Origin of the sequence: Methylophaga thalassica MP (assembly GCF_000214595.1) — a bacterium.
Classification (GTDB): domain Bacteria; phylum Pseudomonadota; class Gammaproteobacteria; order Nitrosococcales; family Methylophagaceae; genus Methylophaga; species Methylophaga thalassica.
In genome coordinates this window covers 340,129-357,901 of sequence record NZ_AFIG01000001.1, presented here as the reverse complement: position 1 = coordinate 357,901, position 17,773 = coordinate 340,129, and the positions used below count along the sequence as shown (strand labels likewise).

The window sequence follows — 17,773 nt, the reverse complement described above, 5'->3', positions numbered from 1 at the left end:
TTGTAATTTGAGTAATTGAGGACACCGACATGACGGACAATACAGCAGCTCACATCTTTGAAGATGTAGTGAGTCCTTTTTGTGGTATTGCTTCCGATGATTTAGTCATTGAAGTTAAAGGCAATACTGTCACGGTGAAAGAAAATGGCGATGCGGTCACCAAACCAGGCTTTGAGACACCGATAACCGATCTTTCACCACGAATAAAAGGTCAGGATGTTTCATTTGAACAAGCAGTTAACCATATCGCGAGTTTGCTGAAATCAAGCAAACAGCCGCTGATTAGTGGTATGGCTACTGATTTAAACGGTGCTCGTGCAGCGATGGCCGTGGCTGATGCGACACGAGCAACAGTCGACAGTTTTTATTCTGATAATGCCTTTAAAAATATTCTGGTGCTGCAAGACACCGGCTATATGACGACCACGCTGACCGAAGTCAGAAATCGTGTAGATTTACTTATCGTTGTCGGTAGTGATATTGAAAAAGGCTTTCCCCGTTTTTATGAACGCATGGTTTGGCCACAAGAAAGTATGTTCGGCCAGGATATTGAATCTCGAGAAGTGATTTATCTAGGTAAGGCGCCTTCAGGTGATGCTTCTACTTCACCAGCAGGTAAAAAAGCAGCTGTTCTGCCTTGCGATACAGATGATTTACCCGAGGTGATTTCAGTATTACGTGCTCTGGTAAAAGGTAAATCTGTTCAGGCTGAAACCGTTGGTGGTATTGCTGTATCAGAACTCGCCAATTTGGCTGAAAAAATTAAAGCTGCTAAATATTCCGTTCTGACCTGGTCTGGTTCTGAAATGAGCATGGATCATGCTGAAGCCACTATTCAAAACCTGTGTGAAATGATCAAAGAGGTCAATGAAAAAACACGCTGCAATGGTTTGATGTTAGGCGGTAAGGATGGTGATACAACGGTGAATGCTGTGTCATCCTGGCAGGCAGGTTACCCAATGCGAACCAGCTTCAGTCGCAATATGCCCGACTATGATCCGTATTTGAATCGTGGACAACGCATGTTGGATGAAGGCGAGGTGGATTGTCTGGTGTGGATTTCCAGTTTCAATACCCAATTAACGCCACCAAAAACAGACGCACCAACAATTGTTTTAGGCCGCTCTGGTATGACATTTGATAATGAGCCTGAAGTCTTTATCCCGGTGGGTGTTCCTGGTATTGATCATGTCGGTCGTACTTTCCGCTGTGATAGTTCTGTGTCACTACCACTCAAAAAATTACGTGACAGTGGCTTGCCAAGCACTTATGACGTGCTGACTGCTGTTGAGAAAGCCCTGTAAACGGAGAAAAAATATGCTGACTAAATTAACAGGTGGACGCATTTTTGACCCAGAACATGGGCAAAATGATGTGGTGAGAGATATTTATATCCGTGATGGTCGCATCGTTGATGCACCGGCGGATGGTAAAGTTGATGAAGAAATTGATGTTCGTGGCAAAGTCATTATGTCGGGTGCGATTGATATGCACACCCATATTGGTGGTGGTAAGGTCAATATTGCCCGTACCATGTTGCCGGAAGATCATGCGGAATCATTAATTGAACGTACCGAGTTAATGCGAAGTGGGTGTGGCCATGCTGCACCAAGCACATTAACTACGGGTTATCGTTATGCCGAAATGGGTTACACAGCCGGTTTTGAGCCTGCGGTGATGCCAGTTAATGCTCGCCAGGCACATATGGAAATGCATGACACACCGATTATTGATAAAGGTGGTTATGCCATGCTGGGAAGTGATGACTTCCTGTTACGCATGATGGCAGCCAATGAAGATCAGGAAGCGATTAATAACTATGTTGCCTGGACATTAACTCACAGTCAGGCGATTGGTCTGAAAGTGGTTAATCCTGGCGGTATTAACGCATTCAAATTCAATCAACGTAAGTTGGATCTGGATGAGAAAAATAGTTTTTATAACGTTTCTCCACGTGAGATTCTACAACGCCTATCTCGTGCGGTGACGGAACTGGGTGTTCCTCATCCATTACACGTACATGGTTGTAATCTTGGTGTGCCAGGAAATAAAGATACTACCCTCGATACTATTCAAGGTATTGAAGGCCTGCCGATGCATCTAACGCATATTCAGTTCCATAGTTATGGCACAGAAGGTGACTTTAAATTCTCATCCGGTGCTGCAGAGATTGCAGAAGCGATTAACAGAAACAAAAATATCACCGTCGACGTGGGTCAGATTCTGTTTGGCCAGACAGTCACTGCCTCTGGCGATAATATGCGTCAGTTTGATGGCAGCAAACATGCCCACCCCAATAAATGGGTGTGTATGGATATTGAATGTGATGGTGGTTGTGGTGTTGTACCGTTCAAATACAAAGATCAAAGTTTTGTAAATGCTTTGCAGTGGATGATTGGTCTGGAAACCTTCCTGATGGTGGATGATCCATGGCGCATATTCCTGACCACAGACCACCCGAATGGTGCACCGTTCACCAGCTATCCTCATTTGATTAAGTTGTTGATGGATAAATCATTCCGTAACGATATGCTGTCTACCCTGCATCCGGAAGCTCAAAATGCCACGCATTTAGCGTCTTTAGATCGCGAATACAGTCTTTACGATATTGCGATTATGACGCGTGCCGGTGCAGCAAAACTGGTCGGTTTGTCTGATCGTGGTCATTTAGGTGTAGGCGCTGCAGCGGATATCACCGTGTATACCGATCATGCTGATCGTGAAAAAATGTTCACCTCACCTGATTATGTGTTTAAAGATGGCAATATCGTTGTGAAAAATGGTGAGCTGGTTAAAGTCACCTGGGGGACGACTCATGTGGTCAAACCTGAATATGACAAAGGCATTGAAAAACCATTAAAAGAATACTTCGATAAATATCACACCATGACGATGGGTAACTTCAAAATCAGTGATGATGAAATCGTGGATGATGGCCGCGGAAGCTTGACCGTACAGCCGTTGAAAAAAGGAGGCAAGTTATGATTATCAACGGCGTCACTATAGACGAGACGTTTGCTGAAGCTTTTCCGATGAAAGGCACTCGGCTTATTATTACGGCATTAAATGCCAAGTGGGCCATGATTTCGGCACAGGCATTTACCGGCTTTGCTACCTCTGTTATTGCCTGTGGTTGTGAAGCGGGTATTGAGCGTGAATTGGATCCAAGTGAAACACCAGATGGTCGTCCAGGCGTCTCTGTGCTTATCTTTGCTATGGGCGGTAAAGGCCTTGCAAAACAAGTAGAAACACGTGCTGGCCAATGTATTTTGACTTCACCGACTTCAGCCTTATTTTCTGGTCTGGATAACAGCGAAAAAGAAATTGCTCTAGGTCAAAACCTGCGTTATTTCGGTGATGGTTTCCAGATTTCAAAAATGATTGATGGCAAACGCTACTGGCGTATTCCTGTGATGGATGGTGAATTTTTAACACAGGAAAAAACCGGTGTGCATGACTCGGTCGGTGGTGGTAACTTCCTGGTATTGGCAGAATCACAAGCTCAGGCTTTAGCTGCCTGTGAAGCGGCTATCGAAGAGATGAGAAAAATTCCAAACGTCATCATGCCTTTCCCTGGTGGGGTTGTACGGTCCGGTTCTAAAGTGGGCTCTAAATTTAAAGCTTTAAACGCATCGACCAATGATGCCTTCTGCCCGACCCTGAAAGGTCAGACTAAGAGTGATTTATCACCAGAAGTTGAATCGGTCATGGAAATTGTTATTGACGGCCTAACCAAAGAAGATATTGATAAAGCGATGCGAGTGGGTATTCAAGCTGTGTGTGACTTGGGCGCTGAAAACGGTATTCGTCGAATCAGTGCGGGTAACTACGGCGGTAAATTAGGCCCATATCACTTCCACTTGCAGGAGATCATGGCATGAGTGCATTAACATTCACGTTAAAAACGTCACCTGCACAGCGGGTGGATTGTTCACCATTAACAGCGGATAAACTGGCTGATAAAACAGCTGCTGAGATTGCAGCGATCACCTTAGTTATCGGTAATCAAAAAGTCCGTACCGATGAAATTTTTGATATTCAAGGTGAGGATGTCGCGAATATTCATTTTGCTAAAGCTACAGACAAACTGGACCATATAGGTCATGCCATGGCTACGGGTAAAATCACGGTTGATGGTGATGCCGGTGCTTATCTTGGTCAGTTTATGGCAGCCGGTGATATCGTTATTAACGGCAACACTGGGGTTTATACAGCCTGTGAAATGAAAGGTGGCACCATTAAAATTAATGGTAATGCCGGTGATTTCCTGGGTGGTGCACGCATTGGTTATAAAAATGGCATGACTGGTGGTACCGTGATCGTGACAGGTAATACAGGTGCACGAACCGGTGATCATATGCGTCGTGGTTACATCTTCATTGAAGGTAATGCGGGTGATTACTGTGGTTCAAGAATGGTGTCTGGCACTATTGCTGTGTTAGGAAAAGTCGGAAAGCATTTTGGTTACGCGATGAAACGCGGCACTTTATTACTGACATCAGCACCGGAACAAGGTATTTCTGCTAACTTTAATGACTGTGGTTCACATACATTAGCCTTTTTGCCGCTGATGTTTGCGTCATTTAAAAAGTTTGATACCAAATTTGCTGAAATTGAACCTTTTTCACGTGTTCAACGTTATGCTGGTGATGTTTCCGGCATAGGCATGGGTGAGATTTTAATTAAAATTTAAACCTTAAAAACCCGGCTTCAGGCCGGGTTTCTTTTCTCTCCGTGTTAGAAATGGTGATAGCTTTAATGTGTTAATAACGGAGACGTTTCTATGTCTGATATCGGACAATCAGTTAATCAATTCCTTGTTGAAACGCAGCGTGCTCATCCTTCCGCTACAGGTGATTTAACCGGGCTGTTAAATGATGTCATCAGCGCCTGCAAAAAAATCGCGAATCTGGTTAACCGTAGCAGTATTTTAGGCCTTGAAGGTTATGCCAGTAGTAATAATGTGCAGGGTGAACATCAGAAAAAACTCGATATTCTGACCAATGATGTCATGGTTGAGCACTTAAACTGGACAGGCCACCTTGCTGCCATGGTGTCAGAAGAAATTGATGACATTATCTCCATTTCTGAGGATTACCCCAAGGGTAAGTACTTACTCTGTTTTGACCCGTTAGATGGCTCCAGTAATGTCGATATCAACCTGAGTGTGGGTACCATCTTTTCGGTATTACCCTGTCCTGAAGATATCAAAAACCCAAGCCACGAACATTTTTTGCAAAAAGGCACAGAGCAAGTTTGCGCTGGATTTTGTGTCTATGGTCCGAGCACGATGCTGATTCTTACCACTGGCTTTGGAGTGAATGGTTTTACCTTAGATAGAGAGGTCGGCGAGTTTATTTTGACGCATCCCAATATGCAGATTCCTGAGGATACCGCCGAGTTTGCCATTAATATGTCGAACCAGCGCTATTGGCAGTCGCCTGTTAAACGTTATATTGATGAATGTGTTCAGGGTGTTGATGGTGTGCGTGACAAGAATTTCAATATGCGTTGGAATGCTTCAATGGTGGCGGAGGTCTATCGCATTTTGACACGCGGTGGCATTTTTATGTATCCACTTGATAGTCGGATTGCACAGCAGGGAGGAAAGTTACGCCTGATGTACGAAGCCAATCCGATGAGTTTTATCATTGAGCAAGCGGGTGGTGCCAGCAGTACGGGCACAGAGCGTATTATGGACCGGCAACCAGAATCTATCCATCAGCGTGTCCCGGTCTTTCTTGGCTCAAAAAATGAAGTGGAAAGGGTGGTTTCCTACCATAAGTAAGCGTTATCGCTATATATGGGATTTTAGGAGCAATGGATGTCTCGATTTGTATTATTAATCAGTCTTTGTATTGGTTTACCAGTTCAGGCAGACATTTATAAATGTCATGATAATGGACAAGTTCATTATCAGGATAAGCCCTGTAATGCTCAGTCTGAAAAAGTCGAAATCAAACTTCACCAACCTTCAAAAGAAGATATTGAACAACAAAACAAGCGAACCGCTGCATATAACGAAAATTCACGTATTTACCAGATAAATAAGCTCAAGCAAAAAAATAGGGAGTTGCAAAAGCAAAAAATCGCACTGGAAAAAGAAAACAAAGCAAAATATGACGAGCTGCAGAATCAAACCTACGATGTAGGAAACGGAATAGTTGCCACTCGTGACCCGGTATTATTGGAAAATATGCGCGGGATAGTTGAGCAGCATGTACAGCAGCTTAAAAGCCTTCAGCAGGAAATAGATAACAATAAACGACAGATACAAGCGCTTTCTGCGCAACAGTAACGTGGTTAAAAAGGGAGTAACCCATGAAAAAGCTATTATTACTGATAACGCATGGAATGATGTTGGTTCTTGGTTTTGGCTTAGGTATTTATGCTTTACCCATATTGACGCAACCAGATAAACCGTCAATGACGGAGATTGGTAAGGTCGCAACATCAGCATTATTCACTGGGCAGTTTGAGCGCGATCTAGAGGGGAGTGATGCTCTGCATTACGGCAGTGGTACGGTATATATCAATGCTCATCAAATAGCGTTTGATGGGCAGATTTCTCCAGGCCCTGATTACAAATTGTATTTATCACCCGTGTTTGTTGAGAATAAAACAGACTTTTTAGCGAATAAAGATAATATGTTAAATATAGGTGATGTCAGAACCTTTAATGGCTTTATGCTTGATATACCAGAAGGTATTAATCCGGCAGATTACCAGGCCGTCGTGATTTGGTGTGAGTCATTTAATCTCTTTATCACAGCGGCTAAATATCATTAATGTTAATGATCACAAGCCAAAACAACAAAGAAGCAGGTAAATAGTTAGTCATGATGAAAATATGCCGTGCAGTTAGTTTTATTGTTACGCTGTTACTGATCAGTTCTTTTGTCTCAGCAAATAATAAAACGGGCTTTAGATTAGAGAATTTTGACTACCCATATCCGGTACAGTTTATGCCTCTCTCCAGCCAGAAAAAGCAGTTGGAAATGGCTTATATGGATATAAAACCGACAGCTAAAGCCAATGGGAAAACGATTGTATTGTTCCATGGCAAAAACTTCTGTGCTGCCACCTGGGGGGAGACAATTAAAGCGCTAGCGGCAGCTGGTTATCGGGTTATAGCAATGGATCAGATAGGGTTTTGTAAATCTTCAAAACCAGTTGATTATCAATACAGCTTCCATCAATTGGCAACCAATAGCTGGAATTTATTAAATAAACTGGGTATTGAAAAAGCTGTCATTGTCGGCCACTCAATGGGTGGCATGCTGGCAACACGCTATGCTTTGCTGTATCCAGATAATGTTGATGCTTTATTTTTAGTGAATCCAATCGGTCTGGAAGATTGGTTAGCTAAAGGTGTGCCATATGTGTCGATTAAAGACTGGTATAAAAACCAACTGACACTAACAACAAAGCGCGCCAGAGCCTATCAACAAAAAACATACTACGCGGGTCAATGGCGTGATGATTATCAGAAGTGGGTCGATATGCTGATGATACAGTATAGGGCGGATAAAGAAGACTCAGCCTGGTTATCTGCTATTCATTACGACATGATTTTAACGCAGCCCGTCGTTCATGAATTTGATCAGCTCTCAGTGCCGACATGGCTATTTATTGGTGAGAAAGACAATACTGCTATCGGTAAAGCCTTTGTGCCAGACGATATCAAAAAACAATTGGGCAACTACCCCGTATTAGCCAGAAAAACGGCAAAAGCGATTCCTGATTCACATTTGATATTGTTTAATGATTTAGGTCATTCGCCACAGATTCAGGAACCTGAACGTTTTCAACAGGCGTTATTAAACGCATTAAACACCGTATTTTCTAAACAAAGCGAGTAGATGTATGCCGTTTATTTTATGGGTCTTATTTATCGTGGCTATTTTGCCGATGTTACTGGCGGTGTTAGGTGGTTATTGCCGTTACAGGCAGTTTGGCAAGTTTGATAATCATTATCCGAGATCACAGCAAGCACACATGACCGGTTTGGGCGCACGTGTTATGGCTGCTCAGCATAATGCCTGGGAGTCACTGACTCTGTTTTCTGCTATGAGTTTACTGGCATATGCCTCTGGACTTAATCTAGCTGATTTTAGTTATCCAGCTGGCTTATTTTTACTTAGTAGAATTTTTCATCCCTTATTTTATATTCTCGATATGGATACCTATCGTTCATTGGTTTTTTTGATTGGTTTATTTAGTGCCATCTATATTGGTGTGAAAGCAATCACTGCCTTTTAGGATCCATCAGCTTATTTCTTCTTTAAGGGAAACAATAGCGTCAATTCGTGTCGTACACATATTGCTTCAGCCATAAAAATAATGAGAGGACGGTGATATATGCGGCTAATCGGCATGCTTTGTTTGTTAGTTATGAGCGTCGTAGCCTGTACAGGCACACCCAAAGGCGTCACACCTGTAGATAACTTTGTTTTAAACCGCTATCTCGGCAACTGGTACGAAGTAGCCAGACTTGATCATCGCTTTGAACGTGGTTTAAGTAATGTTACAGCGCAATATTCTTTAAAAGGGGATGGTGGCGTTAAAGTGATCAACCGCGGTTACTCGGAAGAGGATAAGGAGTGGAAACAGGCCGAAGGCAAAGCCTATTTTGTCGAAGGTCCACATACCGGACATCTTAAAGTCTCTTTTTTTGGCCCTTTTTATGGCAGTTATGTGGTATTTGAGTTAGAAGATGATTATCGTTACGCCTTTGTTTCTGGCCCAAATCACAATTATCTGTGGTTACTTTCACGGACTCCGGATGTGTCTGAAGAGGTGAAGCAACGCTTTATTAATAGAGCTAAAGCGGCGGGTTTCGATACAGATGATCTGATCTTTGTGAAACAAAAATCATTGAAATAGATCGCCTGCTAATGGCATGGTGACACTCTGCCTTTAAGAGATGTTTTTATGCCCGATATTAATTTTGATCAGGTTTGGTTTAATTTATATCAGATAGGTATCGCGTTTATGCTCGCACTGCCTATTGCGTTTAATCGTGAATATGTAGATACCGGCGGTGCCGGGTTAAGAACCTATCCCTTGGTGTCTATTGCCTGTTGTGCCTTTATGTTGGTGGCGATGGATGTTTATCAGGGAAGTGATGCTGAAGCGCGGGTCATGTATGGCGTGATTACCGGTATGGGATTTATTGGTGGTGGTGCCATAGTGAAAGAATCTGGTAGAGCGATGGGTACCGCTAACGCGGCCGGTATTTGGTTAACGGGTGCGATAGGTCTTTCCGTGGCTTACAGAAGGTATGAAATTGCTATCGTGTTATCGTTGATTGGTTTTTTGATATTTCAGTTTGGCAGTTATCTGAAAAGGCGTGATGAATCATAAGTTTGTCGGAGGTTATCGTTTATTCAGACCATACGGCATATTCATTACCAGTGAGATCGGTGAAGTGAAAACGTCTTCCTCCCGGAAAAGCGAAAATGTCTTTGACAATCTGACCACCAGCGGCGTTTACGTCTTTTAGTGTTTCCTCCAGAGCGTTGCTATAGAGCACTATCAATACACTACCTGACTCTGGTGTCGCGACCAGTGGTGATCGATAAAATCCACCATCAATGCCGGCGTCTTCAATGGCGATATAGTCCGAACCATAATCAATAAATTTCCAGCCAAATGCATGACTGAAAAAAGCTTTGGTCTTATCTAAATCCGACGATGGAATTTCAAGATAGTTAATCTTTCCTGCCTCTTTCATTATTTATCATTATCTCTGGTTATTTTATCTATTCAATGTAGATCATCCGCTTGCTTCTACACATAATTCATATCTTATTCAATGCAATAATCGCTTCATATTAACTCAGATAACGGTTTTTATTAAAAACAAAAGGTTGCATAAGGGATAGTTTTTAAATGATAATAGTTATCATTAATATCTATATATGGTTCAGCCGTTTAATATGTCGAGTAATAAACAGATTGTTTTTGATCAGCCGAGCTATAAAAACAGTTTTATTGCGTCTTTGTATGAAAATCATCACTATTGGTTGACGGGCTGGTTAAGTAAAAAATTAGGCTGTTCGCAAAACGCCAGCGATCTCACTCATGACACCTTTGTGAATGTCATCAGCAAACAAAATGACTTAACTCAAATCAGAGAACCTCGTCCCTGGTTGTTGACGATTGCCAAGCGCTTATTGATTGATAAACGTCGTCGCTTTTTATTAGAACAAGCCTATTTAGAAGAGTTAAAACTTAGCCTGGATGATGCAGAGCCAATACCATCAACAGAAGATGTTTATCTGGCTATTAATGCACTTAGTAGAATTTCTGAGGCGCTGGAAACCTTACCTAGCCACGTCAGACAGGCTTTTATTCTCAGGCATATTGATGGTTTAACCCAGTCTGCCATTGCCCAAAAACTGGGTGTATCCACCACCATGGTGCAGAAGTATTTGATTCAGAGTTTAGTCGCCTGTCAGCAGGCGTTTGAAACAGAAACATTTTAATGGTCACGAGTTCATCACCTGAAATGACAGATTCAGAAAACATTGCCACCCAAGCGGCAGAGTGGGTTGTGTTGATGTCAGATGAAGAAAATCCACTGTCAACAACACAAAAAAAAGCCTTCCTTGACTGGAGAAATCAGGATCCTCAGCATGCTGAGGCGGTGGATAAGTTACAAACCCTTTTAGGTGACATCCAACAGTTTCCCCGGTCTGCATCAAAGGCTGCATTATCAGTCTCAACCAGCAAAGCATATCATCAGCATTCCTGGCAGACCTTAGCAAAAACCTTTGTATTATTAATGGTTATTTTTATCCCAATGTTTGTTTGGCTACCAGATAAAGTCACGCTGATGATGGCTGATAAACAAACATCCGTCGGTGATTGGCAATCCTACACCCTGGCAGATAACTCAGTAATTATGCTCAGCAGTGATAGTGCTATTAATGTGGATTTTAATCATAGCCAGCGAACCATTCATTTATTAAAGGGAGAAATACGGGTCAAGGTAAGTAAAAATCCACAAAGACCGTTTGTCGTCAAAACAGAACACGGTAGTCTCACGGCTTTGGGTACAGAGTTTAGTGTGGATAAGCGTAGCGATTACACCTTACTGAAAGTGATCGAATCCACTGTAGCAGCCACATGTCAGCGACGAGGCTGTGATGTTAAGCCCCTTCAGCCGGGCCAGCAGATTCGTGTTTATGCTGAACATTTGGGTAAGGTTTCTGACTTTAGTGTTGCTGATGCCAGTTTGATGTGGAATAAACGCCAGTTGATGGTGGATGGTATGCCGTTAAATGAGGTGCTTACTGTTCTGAACCGTTTCCATAAGGGCTATTTCTATTTTGATGCTCAGCAGATAGAGAATTATCATGTCTCAGCCGTGTTGCCGCTTGATAATCCGCAGGCGGCATTATCCTTATTAGCAGACTCATTCCCGCTAAAAGTCACTCATATCACTCCCTGGTGGACGGCTATTACTGTCGTCCCAAAAACATAAATGAAGTTAAAGGTGGTGATTTCTTTATGTCATTCGTCAGAGTAGGTAAGACAAATGAAATAAGGGAGTCTCATGTTTATTTATCGTTTTTTTTCAACAGCCGGGTTTCGCTATAGCCTTTTTGTGTTTTTATTAAGCTGGCTTTCCGTTGTGACGGCGGCAGAGAGTCAGAAAAAGCCAATTGATATTAAGGCAGGTCCTTTATCAAGTAGTCTCAACCAACTTGCCAGCCAGACAGAGATATCCATCGTGGTGAATACTGATCTGGTGAAAAACAAATCAGCAAAAGCGATTAAAGGTTTTTATACGCCGAAGAACGCTTTAGAGATGTTATTAGATGGACATAAGCTGCAGGCGGAAGATACCGGTACAGGCTTTGTTATTAAAGCGGTGTCAGAGGATGAGGTTGTTTTAAGCGCTATTGATATAAACGCTGAAAAAGTAAAAAAGTCCTTACAAACTGATAAATATGCTGGGGGACAGGTCGCGAAACAAGGTCGTGTCGGTATCTTGGGTAACCGTGATGTGATGGACACGCCGTTTAATATGACCAACTTTACCAGTGATTTTATCGACAATACTCAGGCCGAAACCATAGCCGATGTGGTATCAACTGATCCTTCCGTCAGAACAGCACATGTGAGTGGTGGCATGCTGGATTCTTTCCGTATTCGTGGTTTTGCTATGAATGAAGGTAACTCAGGTGATATCGCCTTTGATGGTGTCTATGGGGTGGCGTCTAATTACCGGGTGTTGGCAGATTATGTGGACAGAATTGAAGTCATAAAAGGCCCGGCATCCATGATCTATGGAATGTCACCAGACAGTAGTGTGGGTGGCAGTATCAATATCGTGCCCAAGCGTGCTCTGGATGAAGACTTAACTCGGCTTACTGCATCTTATGCTTCTGACAGCCAGCTGAAAGGCCATCTTGATCTGAGTCGACGCTTTGGTGATGACGATCAATTTGGGGTTAGATTTAACGGTACGGTCAGTGATGGTCATACCGAGCATGAAAATCAATCACGCGAAGTTGAGTCATGGGCATTAGCTTTGGATTATCAAGGCGAAAAACTGAGAATGACTGCCGATCTTATTCATCAAAAAGAAGATCTGGATGCCCCATTACGCCATTTATGGTTAGCCAGTGGTGTTGGTGTGCCGTCAGCGCCGGATGGTGAACATAATATTACTCAGGATTGGGAATGGTCGAAGGTAGATGACAAGTCATTACTGCTCAAAGCGGAATACGATATCCATGACCAATTAACTTTTTTTGCGGATATCGGCGGTGGTAAAACCCGTGTATCCCGATTATTTGGTTATCCCAGCATTACCAATGCAAATGGTGATGTCACCGTAACACCAAGTAATGCCGATTTTAATGTGGATAGATATACCGTCAGCGCTGGCTTGAGAGGCTGGTTTGATACGGGTGCGATAAATCATAATATGACTGTGCAATTAACGGAGTATCGCGATCAGCTCGAAAAAGCGACTATCAATGCCAGTTCATCCTATTTAAATAATCTTTATTCACCGACCGATCAGGCAGAGATTGTGGTCGCTAATCCGCATAATGCACCTAGAGTCAGTGAGAGTCGATTAACAGGGATAGCTTTAGCGGATACCTTGTCTGCGTTGGATGACAGAGTGCAACTGACCCTTGGTGTCAGAAGACAACAGGTGGAATCAGACAGTTTCAATGCCAGTACTGGTGCCGTCACCACACACTACAATGAAAGTGCATTAACACCGATGGTGGGTGTAGTCATTAAACCCTGGGAAAATGTATCGTTTTACGCCAATCGCAGTGAGGGCTTGAGTAAAGGCGATATTGCGCCCGATAGTTCAGCCAATGCGGGGGAAGTGTTTGAACCCTATAAAACCAAGCAATATGAAGTGGGTGCTAAGATTGATTTTGGTGAGTTCACATCAACAGTGAGTTTGTTCCAGATCGAAAAGCCCAGCTATCAGACGGTGAACAATATCTCATCTGTGTCAGGTGAACAACGCAACCGCGGCATCGAAATGAATGTGTTTGGACAATTAACCCCAGATGTTCGGCTATTAGGTGGTTTGATGTTACTGGATGCAGAATTAAATAAAACCAATAACCCGGCAACCCAAGGTAATACCCCTGTTGGTGTCGCTGAACGTCAGGCCAATATTAGTGCTGAATGGGATATGCCCATGCTGCCAGCTTTAACCTGGACGGCAAATTTGATTTACACCGGTGAACAATATGTTAATCAGGCCAATACTCAGAAAATCCCCAGCTGGACCCGACTCGACCTAGGTGCTCGTTATGATCTGTTGGTGGCAGGTAAAGACGTGACCGTTCGTGCCGGTATCCATAATGTCTTTGATCGTGACTACTGGTCAGGTGTGGATACCTGGAGCGGCATGGCTTACGGCGCACCACGCACATTTACCATTTCAACCAGCATCGACTTTTGAATTATCCGCCTCTCTTGTTATCAGACAACAGAGGCGTTTTTTTCAGCATAATTTAGCTTTGGCTGTTCTGGTCACTTGGCTTCACTCTGGTGTTGAAAAGGTATAATCACGCCGTTTAATGGATGCCTTTATTATGTTTATTTTTGATAGTCATCATCCTATTGCCGTTGTCGTTGAGAAATATGGAAATTAGAGAAATAGCTTCACAGCAAACACATGCTTTAAGAAGTCAGGTTTTGCGCCCAGGTAAACCGCTTTCTGAATGTGTCTTTGAGGGCGATGATGCTGTCACCACAAGACATTTTGCTGCCGTGGATCAAGCCGGGAATATCGTTGGAATAGTATCGGTTTATCTCAACGATAATCCTTTATTGAAGCAGAGCAATAGCTATCAAATCAGAGCGATGGCAACTGCACCGGAATACCGAGGAGGTGGTGTTGGAAGCGCCTTACTGACGGCTGCGGAGCGATATGCGAAATCCCAGGGAGCAACCCTCATCTGGGCCAATGCCAGAAGTTCGGCAATCGGTTTTTATCGCCGATCAGCTTATACGCTGGCTTCCGAGGAGTTTATGATTTCCGGCATCGGTCCACATTATCTGGTCAGCAAACCATTGAGATAAATTCAAATAGAACAAGTGGTGTTAGTTACATTCTCGTCGTTGCTTCATTAATCTCTGTTTTCTTAACGGAGAAGCGTTCAGCCCAGTTTAAAACAGTGATTAACAAGCTGGGTAAAAAGGTCAGCGTGACGATCATTGAACATAAAATGCCAACCAGCACGACGATACCGACGCCGCGATAAAGCTCCGTCCCTGCACCTGGAATAAAGACCAAAGGTGCCAGACCAAACACGGTAGTGGCGGTTGACATCAAGATTGGACGCAAGCGAGTGGCAACCGCCTGATTGACCGCATCACGCACGGATACTGCTTTATCTTCCAAATTCCTTCGTGCCTGTTCAACAATCAGAATAGGGTTGTTGACGACAGTACCCAGCAAAATGACAAAACCAAGCATGGTAATCATATCGAATGGTTGAATAATCGCTGGAAGACCAAACAGGTTGAGTAAAGGCCCGGCGGCATTGACTGCCGCTAAGCCGACAATACCTCCAGCAATACCTAAGGGCACGGTCGCAAGAATGAGTAGTGGATACCACCAGTGACTAAAGATAGCGACCAGCAGCAAATAAATAAGAATTAACGCAATGACAAGGTTGCCTGATAAGGATTCACGGGTAGCATCTAACTGATCAGCCGCACCCGAAATACTGATAGAAACCCCTTTAGCTACTTCCCCCTCAGCCTGCATATTTGGCAGCATTTGAGTACGAACCTGGTTCACCGCTGTTTCCAGTGCAATTTCTCGTGGCGGAATAATCAGTAAGGTGACGGTACGACGACCATTCACACGTCGTAATTGATCACTGTCTACCGTATCAACAATATTGGCCAGCGCATTTAAGGGTAAAACCGTGCCTTGTGGCGTCATGATAGGCACATTAGCCAGTGACGACAGGGTTTGGTTTTGTCCGGCGGTGCTAAAGATGAACATATCAATTTTGTCATCATTCATAAAAAACTCATCGACATAAGCGCCATCACTCAGCGCTGCTACCGTGTAACCAAAATCATCTGCAGACATATCAATCTCGGCTAGTCGATCCCAGTTCGGACGAATTTCAACTAAGGGTTGATCGAGAGACAGTGCTGAAGGTTCAGACTCGATCTGCGGATTGCCAAATAGCTTTTCAGCACGTCTCATTGCGTATTCAGCCGTGCTGTAGAGGCTTTCCTGATCGGCGCCGGAAATATCGAGATTAACAGCGCGTGTGCCTCCCTGATTGCTGGAAATAATCGAACCCCGGTTCGAGAAACCACGCATTCCTGGATATTCTTTAAACATCGACGTGAGTGCATCCATCATCGCCTGTAAATCTTGTGGACGAACAGGTTCACTCAGAATCCATATCGAACCTGGATTAATCCGCTGAAAATAATATTTCAGTGCAGGTAAGCGGTGTTCACCGTTATCAAACTTTTGTGGATCGGCATGCAAGGCTTCACTTAAATGCTGGCGGATATCATCTGCCAATAAACGCATCTCAGGTATGTTATAGCCGGGCGGAGCAATCATCATACTGAAGGCTTTGGGTTCTTCACCTTCCGGTAAATACTCAGCTGGTGGTAGCAGATACCAGCCAGCGCCCATGGTGCTGGTAAAAATAATCACAATGGAAAGTAAGCGTTTTAAAGGTGAGGTATTGAGCCAGCTGACCATTTTTAAAATCGGGCCAGGGTGCTTTAAATCATCACCATGATCACGATCATCACCAAACCCAACCCGGGCACAGGCAGCCGGTACCACGGCAACAGCAAATAGCATAGAGGCTAAAATAGCTGTAGATATCGCAATCGCAATATCTGAATAAAGTTGACCCGCTTCTTCATCAACAAATAACACCGGAGCAAACACTAATACCGTGGTCATACTGGAAGCCAGTACTGCAGTCCAGACTTCTTTTACGCCAGTAATGGCCGCTTGGATCCGATCTAATCCACGTCGACGTGCCTGTTCAATACTTTCCAGGACCACAATGGTGTTATCCACGGTCATACCAATGGCAAAAGCAATCCCTGCCAGAGAGATCACATTGATCGTGCGATCAAAGGCGAGTAAACCGATAAAGGCTGCAATCGTGCATACCGGCATGCCGAGTAGGCCGATAACGGTGGCTCTGCCTGAACGTAAGAATAAATACAGAATAAGTGTCGCAAGAATGGCACCCAGAGCCAGGTTCTGCGTGACTTTTTCTACAGAGGCTTGAACATAACGAACGTCATCACCTATTAGGGAAATAGTTAAACCGTTAGGATGAAGTTGATCCTGGCGGATTTCATCAATTTCTTTCAGCATGGCCTGTTTGATATCAATGACATTTGAGCCTGTTTCTCGCTTAACGGCCATGGTCAGTGCCGCTTCATCATTGACTATCGATAAACCTCGCACTTCATAGTGATCCAGCCTGACTTCTGCCACGTCTTTGAGTTTGATATCCGTATTATTGCGATGAGCCAGAGTCAATTCTCGAAGGCTTTCAACATCTTTGAAACGTCCTACGGTCCGGATAAAGTAACGGCGCTTACCATCGTCAAGATCGCCGGCGGAGGTATCTCTGTTACGTTCACGAATGGCGTCTCTGACATCAGTTAAGGACAGACCTCGTTGTGCGAGTTTGGCGGGATCTATATGGATTTGTATTTGTCTTTCAGCACCACCACGAAGTTGAACTTCAGATACTCCAGGAACCCTTTCCATACGAGGTCTGACATCATCATCGATGAAATCAGTGACCATATCCATATCAAGGCTCAGTGGATTTCCGGGCAGCGGGGTAACAGCAAAATACATAAAGGCATTTTCTGAGAAAGAACTGCTATATAGCCGCGGTTGATCGACATTTTCTGGGTAATTGGAGACCTGGCTGAGTGCGTTAGAAACTTCTATAAGAGTTTCATTCACATCAACCCCAAACGGAAATTCCAGCTCGATTGTAGCCTGGCCAGTATCTGCCAGTGATTCCATTCTAGCCAGATTCGGCACACTGCGCAGATAGCGTTCTTGTTCGATGAGGATTTCTTTTTCAATATCCTGTGGTGTTGCTCCTGGCCAGCCGGTAACCACGCTGATGGTTTGCACATCGAGATCAGGAATCATCTGGACTGGAATACGTTTTGCTGCGGCAATGCCCAGTACCATAATGATAAGAACGATAACCGTAAGTAGCTTTCCGTTTCTGATGGGGGCTTCAAGCATAGC

General features: G+C 43.7%; 17 protein-coding genes. 15 read left to right on the top strand and 2 right to left on the bottom strand.

Annotated features, from left to right (window positions below; translation table 11 throughout):
* The first annotated feature begins 29 nt into the window (after window positions 1-29).
* The 11 genes from MAMP_RS01650 to MAMP_RS01600 all read left to right on the top strand — a co-directional run bounded on the left by MAMP_RS01650 (window position 30) and on the right by MAMP_RS01600 (window position 9,366).
* Window positions 30-1,304, top strand: coding sequence for a formylmethanofuran dehydrogenase subunit B (locus MAMP_RS01650; RefSeq protein WP_007144230.1), 1,275 nt, complete (start codon window positions 30-32; stop codon window positions 1,302-1,304).
* A gap of 13 nt (window positions 1,305-1,317) precedes the next feature.
* Window positions 1,318-2,985, top strand: a complete 1,668-nt coding sequence (locus tag MAMP_RS01645) for a formylmethanofuran dehydrogenase subunit A (RefSeq protein ID WP_007144229.1) — start codon at window positions 1,318-1,320, stop codon at window positions 2,983-2,985.
* Window positions 2,982-3,881, top strand: coding sequence for a formylmethanofuran--tetrahydromethanopterin N-formyltransferase (gene fhcD, locus MAMP_RS01640; RefSeq protein ID WP_007144228.1), 900 nt, complete (start codon window positions 2,982-2,984; stop codon window positions 3,879-3,881). Before MAMP_RS01645 ends, fhcD begins: the two co-directional genes overlap by 4 nt.
* A complete protein-coding gene (locus tag MAMP_RS01635; protein ID WP_007144227.1) occupies window positions 3,878-4,693 on the top strand; it encodes a formylmethanofuran dehydrogenase subunit C in 816 nt (271 codons plus the stop codon). Before fhcD ends, MAMP_RS01635 begins: the two co-directional genes overlap by 4 nt.
* 90 nt (window positions 4,694-4,783) lie before the next feature.
* Window positions 4,784-5,788 (top strand): class 1 fructose-bisphosphatase, encoded by a 1,005-nt coding sequence (locus MAMP_RS01630; protein ID WP_007144226.1) that lies wholly within the window; start codon window positions 4,784-4,786, stop codon window positions 5,786-5,788.
* A gap of 36 nt (window positions 5,789-5,824) precedes the next feature.
* Window positions 5,825-6,298 (top strand): DUF4124 domain-containing protein, encoded by a 474-nt coding sequence (locus MAMP_RS15595; RefSeq protein WP_007144225.1) that lies wholly within the window; start codon window positions 5,825-5,827, stop codon window positions 6,296-6,298.
* Between the two features lie 23 nt (window positions 6,299-6,321).
* Window positions 6,322-6,789, top strand: coding sequence for a DM13 domain-containing protein (locus MAMP_RS01620; protein WP_007144224.1), 468 nt, complete (start codon window positions 6,322-6,324; stop codon window positions 6,787-6,789).
* A gap of 50 nt (window positions 6,790-6,839) precedes the next feature.
* On the top strand, window positions 6,840-7,862 hold the full coding sequence (locus tag MAMP_RS01615; RefSeq protein WP_007144223.1) for an alpha/beta fold hydrolase: 1,023 nt from the start codon (window positions 6,840-6,842) through the stop codon (window positions 7,860-7,862).
* 4 nt (window positions 7,863-7,866) lie between these two features.
* A complete protein-coding gene (locus tag MAMP_RS01610) occupies window positions 7,867-8,262 on the top strand; it encodes an MAPEG family protein (protein WP_007144222.1) in 396 nt (131 codons plus the stop codon).
* A 99-nt stretch (window positions 8,263-8,361) separates the two neighbouring features.
* The gene (locus tag MAMP_RS01605; RefSeq protein WP_007144221.1) at window positions 8,362-8,886 is read left to right on the top strand and encodes a lipocalin family protein; all 525 of its coding nucleotides are present in this window, start codon (window positions 8,362-8,364) and stop codon (window positions 8,884-8,886) included.
* A gap of 48 nt (window positions 8,887-8,934) precedes the next feature.
* Window positions 8,935-9,366, top strand: a complete 432-nt coding sequence (locus MAMP_RS01600) for an MgtC/SapB family protein (RefSeq protein WP_007144220.1) — start codon at window positions 8,935-8,937, stop codon at window positions 9,364-9,366.
* A 19-nt stretch (window positions 9,367-9,385) separates the two neighbouring features.
* Here MAMP_RS01600 and MAMP_RS01595 read toward each other — a convergent pair whose 3' ends face one another.
* A complete protein-coding gene (locus tag MAMP_RS01595) occupies window positions 9,386-9,736 on the bottom strand; it encodes a VOC family protein (protein WP_007144219.1) in 351 nt (116 codons plus the stop codon).
* A gap of 205 nt (window positions 9,737-9,941) precedes the next feature.
* Between MAMP_RS01595 and MAMP_RS01590 the strand changes: the two genes are divergently transcribed.
* The 4 genes from MAMP_RS01590 to MAMP_RS01575 all read left to right on the top strand — a co-directional run bounded on the left by MAMP_RS01590 (window position 9,942) and on the right by MAMP_RS01575 (window position 14,574).
* Window positions 9,942-10,490, top strand: coding sequence for a sigma-70 family RNA polymerase sigma factor (locus MAMP_RS01590; RefSeq protein WP_139031871.1), 549 nt, complete (start codon window positions 9,942-9,944; stop codon window positions 10,488-10,490).
* Entirely contained in the window at window positions 10,490-11,491 is a 1,002-nt protein-coding gene (locus MAMP_RS01585) for a FecR family protein (protein WP_007144217.1), read from the top strand. The genes MAMP_RS01590 and MAMP_RS01585 overlap by 1 nt, the downstream gene beginning before the upstream one ends.
* A 72-nt stretch (window positions 11,492-11,563) precedes the next feature.
* Window positions 11,564-13,951 (top strand): TonB-dependent receptor, encoded by a 2,388-nt coding sequence (locus MAMP_RS01580; protein ID WP_007144216.1) that lies wholly within the window; start codon window positions 11,564-11,566, stop codon window positions 13,949-13,951.
* A gap of 182 nt (window positions 13,952-14,133) precedes the next feature.
* Entirely contained in the window at window positions 14,134-14,574 is a 441-nt protein-coding gene (locus MAMP_RS01575) for a GNAT family N-acetyltransferase (protein WP_007144215.1), read from the top strand.
* Window positions 14,575-14,599: 25 nt separating this feature from the next.
* On the opposite strand, the gene MAMP_RS01570 is transcribed toward MAMP_RS01575, so the two are convergent.
* Window positions 14,600-17,770 (bottom strand): efflux RND transporter permease subunit, encoded by a 3,171-nt coding sequence (locus tag MAMP_RS01570; RefSeq protein WP_007144214.1) that lies wholly within the window; start codon window positions 17,768-17,770, stop codon window positions 14,600-14,602.
* Window positions 17,771-17,773: the final 3 nt, after the last annotated feature.

Bases quoted from the DNA above. Each gene is read 5' to 3' on its own strand.
- MAMP_RS15595 (WP_007144225.1), top strand. From the start codon at position 5,825: ATGTCTCGATTTGTATTATTAATCAGTCTTTGTATTGGTTTACCAGTT.
- MAMP_RS01620 (WP_007144224.1), top strand. From the start codon at position 6,322: ATGAAAAAGCTATTATTACTGATAACGCATGGAATGATGTTGGTTCTT.
- MAMP_RS01615 (WP_007144223.1), top strand. From the start codon at position 6,840: ATGATGAAAATATGCCGTGCAGTTAGTTTTATTGTTACGCTGTTACTG.
- MAMP_RS01570 (WP_007144214.1), bottom strand. From the start codon at position 17,770: ATGCTTGAAGCCCCCATCAGAAACGGAAAGCTACTTACGGTTATCGTT.
- fhcD (WP_007144228.1), top strand. From the start codon at position 2,982: ATGATTATCAACGGCGTCACTATAGACGAGACGTTTGCTGAAGCTTTT.
- MAMP_RS01610 (WP_007144222.1), top strand. From the start codon at position 7,867: ATGCCGTTTATTTTATGGGTCTTATTTATCGTGGCTATTTTGCCGATG.
- MAMP_RS01590 (WP_139031871.1), top strand. From the start codon at position 9,942: ATGTCGAGTAATAAACAGATTGTTTTTGATCAGCCGAGCTATAAAAAC.
- MAMP_RS01600 (WP_007144220.1), top strand. From the start codon at position 8,935: ATGCCCGATATTAATTTTGATCAGGTTTGGTTTAATTTATATCAGATA.
- MAMP_RS01580 (WP_007144216.1), top strand. From the start codon at position 11,564: ATGTTTATTTATCGTTTTTTTTCAACAGCCGGGTTTCGCTATAGCCTT.
- MAMP_RS01585 (WP_007144217.1), top strand. From the start codon at position 10,490: ATGGTCACGAGTTCATCACCTGAAATGACAGATTCAGAAAACATTGCC.
- MAMP_RS01575 (WP_007144215.1), top strand. From the start codon at position 14,134: ATGGAAATTAGAGAAATAGCTTCACAGCAAACACATGCTTTAAGAAGT.
- MAMP_RS01595 (WP_007144219.1), bottom strand. From the start codon at position 9,736: ATGAAAGAGGCAGGAAAGATTAACTATCTTGAAATTCCATCGTCGGAT.
- MAMP_RS01605 (WP_007144221.1), top strand. From the start codon at position 8,362: ATGCGGCTAATCGGCATGCTTTGTTTGTTAGTTATGAGCGTCGTAGCC.
- MAMP_RS01635 (WP_007144227.1), top strand. From the start codon at position 3,878: ATGAGTGCATTAACATTCACGTTAAAAACGTCACCTGCACAGCGGGTG.
- MAMP_RS01645 (WP_007144229.1), top strand. From the start codon at position 1,318: ATGCTGACTAAATTAACAGGTGGACGCATTTTTGACCCAGAACATGGG.
- MAMP_RS01630 (WP_007144226.1), top strand. From the start codon at position 4,784: ATGTCTGATATCGGACAATCAGTTAATCAATTCCTTGTTGAAACGCAG.
- MAMP_RS01650 (WP_007144230.1), top strand. From the start codon at position 30: ATGACGGACAATACAGCAGCTCACATCTTTGAAGATGTAGTGAGTCCT.